At 40.7% G+C, this 2,886-nt stretch carries 3 protein-coding genes; all 3 read right to left on the bottom strand.

Annotated elements, in window-relative coordinates; all coding sequences use genetic code 11:
- On the bottom strand, positions 1 to 1,400 hold a 1,400-nt coding region (locus QUB52_RS28900), incomplete at its 3' end, for a hypothetical protein (protein WP_332976338.1).
- An 18-nt stretch (positions 1,401 to 1,418) separates the two neighbouring features.
- Positions 1,419 to 2,339, bottom strand: a complete 921-nt coding sequence (locus QUB52_RS28895) for a PorP/SprF family type IX secretion system membrane protein (RefSeq protein WP_332976336.1) — start codon at positions 2,337 to 2,339, stop codon at positions 1,419 to 1,421.
- A 67-nt stretch (positions 2,340 to 2,406) separates the two neighbouring features.
- Positions 2,407 to 2,886: gliding motility-associated C-terminal domain-containing protein (locus tag QUB52_RS28890; protein ID WP_332976334.1), on the bottom strand; the 480-nt coding region annotated here is incomplete at its 5' end.

The raw sequence follows: 2,886 nt of genomic DNA, 5'->3' as shown, positions 1-2,886 counted from the left end.
GTGTTGCAATCTACTGGGTACATGATCTCGCCACTTGCTGTGGTGGTTTGTGTTTCAAGTACGTTTTTCTTTGCATCTAAAATCGATACGCGGGCGCCTGTTAACAATGCACCTGTTTTGGCATCTTTAACTACAACCATAGCTTCTACACCACATACTGGATTTGCCCAATACATGTTGTCGGCTCCTGTTCGGTTACTTGAGAAGAATCCTACATTTTTAGTAGCGTTGAAGCTAAATGCGAAGTCGTCTTTTTCACTGTTTACTGGTTTTCCAACGTTCTCAATTTGATTATTGGTTTTCAAATCAATCATGTAGATGTCTAATCCACCTAGACCAATGTGTCCGTTTGAAGAGAAAAACAAGATGTTGTCGTCCGTGATTTGTGGAAACTGTTCTTTGCCTTCGGTATTGATTTTGTTGCCCATATTCTCTGGTGCGCCAAAACTTCCGTCTGCATTGATTGCTACTTTCCAAATATCAGTTTGCCCGATTGATCCTGGCATGTTTGAACTAAAGTATAAAGTTTTCCCGTCTCTACTCAAACTCGGGCTACTGTTTGAGTAGTCTTTGTTGTTAAATGGTAAAGATTGTACGTTACCCCATTTATCGCCGTCTTTCGTGGCTTTGTAAAGGTACACTTGTCCAAACTTGGTGTTGAGTTTCTTGTCTTTCTCATATTGTTTTTCACTGTGTGAATCTCTTGAGAAATACATGGTGTTTCCGTCGTTGCTGATGCTTACCGGACCGTCGTGCCATTTTGTGTTGAGCTCTGATACTTCTTCTGGTTTAGAGAAAGTTTTATCTTCGTTCATTGTGGATTTGTAGATGTCCAAATAAGGTTCGTCGTTCCATCCATCGGTACGTTTGCTCTTGTTTCTTGAAGAGGTAAAGTACAACGTATTGTCATTGGTAAGTACGGCTCCAAAGTCTGATCCTTCGCTGTTGATTTCCAATGCTGTTACGTTGTAGGCTTTTTGTTTGTTCAACAACTTTGGCAAGTAGCCTGGGTTTTGGTTGAAGTCCTTGGCCCTGTGGTCGCTTGGTGCTTTCTTGGCAAAAGTGGCCATTTGCTTGTTGGCTTCTTCGTATTTACCCAAAGCTTTTAGCATTTGTGCATAGCGAAAGTAGGTTTCTGCCTCTTGCTGGGTTTCTACTACTTTGGCATACCATTTGGCTGCTTCTTCGGGGTTGTACATGTTGTAATACGCGTCGGCCAGTTGTTTATAAACATAAGGATCATTTTGGCCTTTGTCTACTAACTTTAGGTATTCTTGGCTCGCTTCTACGTACTCAAATTGATTAAAGAGTTTATCGGCGGTCTGGGTTTTCTTATTTTGTGCGTTTAAGGTTGTGGTGCTTACTAACACACAGCTTAATAGAATATAGAGTCTTTTCATTAGGTAAGTGCTTTTATGTTAGAAAAATCGTGGTGAACGGGAAACTTTCTTTGGAAAGTTTAGGTCAAATAGCAAAATGATCTCGTGTGAGGACGGGGTTACCGTGTTGAGTTCCGAGATGATGTTGTCATAAGCATATCCGATTCGTAAAGATGGGGTTACGGCAAAGTTGACCATCGCTCCAAAGCTATCGTCTAGTCGGTAGGTACCACCTATTTCAAAGCGCTCGTTGAATAAAAAGTTGGCTGATACATCCAAGGAACTTGGGGAATTGAACGCTGATTTGAGCATCGCAAAGGGTTTGAATTTTAAATTTGGTGTCAAATCAAATACATATCCTCCTGTTAAGAAATAGTGTTGGGTTTCTGTTCCGTATTTCACGCCATTAAAATCCAGGTAATTGGCTTTCATCATATTGGGTACCGATAGGGCTACATAGTATTTGTCTGTGTAGTAAAATACACCGGCTCCTATATTGAAAAATACATTATTGGTGTTTTGGCTAAATCCGCTATCAGTAGGATCTGGCAGGGTTGAATTGATGTCGTCAAATAGTCCAATGGTTTGAAACGTAGCTCCTGCTTTTAATCCAAAGGCCAATTTGTGTTCGCCTCCTAAATTCAATGTGTAGGAGAAATCTCCGTATACGTTTTGCTCTTTTACCGGACCGATTTCATCTGCTATGACTGAGAGTCCAAGTCCTACGTTCTTGCCTGCTGGTGAATGTCCTGAAAACGTGAAGGTAGAGGGGGCTCCATCGATGTCTACCCATTGTTTGCGGTATAAAAGTCCAAAAGATAGGTTTTCCTTCGAGCCTGCATATGCTGGGTTGATCACGTTCATATTATACATGTACTGGGTATAATGTGGGTCTTGTTGTCCACTAGCCTCAAATAATGTGACTACGGCAATTAGTGCGGCTAAGTATATTTTATTCATATCCTGGTATTGTTTTATGTGGTAAAATACTGCCCGAATTACTTCGGGCAGTATGTATTATCCTTTTTTATCTGTTAATGAAAATCCATCCTGTTATGTTCTCTCCTTCTACAGTTTTTATCACATAGAAGTAGGTGCCATCTGGCAATTCATCTCCTGAATTTGACTGACCACCCCATTGCTTGGTGTAATTGGCAAATTGGTAAACTTCGGTTCCATATCGGTTGTAAATGAATAGCTCTCTTACATTCAATGTGCTCAAATCAAATGTGTCATTCTTCCCGTCATTATTAGGAGAGATTCCTTTTTGAATTGTACATGATATGTTATTTACCGTTACACTTTCTGTCGAACTACAGCCATCTGCATTGGTTACCGTTACTGTATAAGTTCCATTGGCACCCAAAACAATCGCATTTGGCGCGTCTGTAGCAACTACACTTGGTCCACTCCATGCAAATGTAGAACTCGTTACATCAAAACTTCCGTTGAATGGTACTGCAACTAAGCGGTAAGCATTGTTCTCACAACCTTGCGTGAAGTCGAT

This window comes from Microcoleus sp. A6-C6 (assembly GCF_036705955.1).
In the GTDB taxonomy this organism is placed as follows: domain Bacteria; phylum Cyanobacteriota; class Cyanobacteriia; order Cyanobacteriales; family Microcoleaceae; genus Microcoleus.
The sequence above is the reverse complement of the archived record's forward strand: the minus strand, read 5'-3'. Positions and strand labels throughout refer to the sequence as shown.

Bases quoted from the DNA above. Each gene is read 5' to 3' on its own strand.
- QUB52_RS28895 (WP_332976336.1), bottom strand. From the start codon at position 2,339: ATGAATAAAATATACTTAGCCGCACTAATTGCCGTAGTCACATTATTT.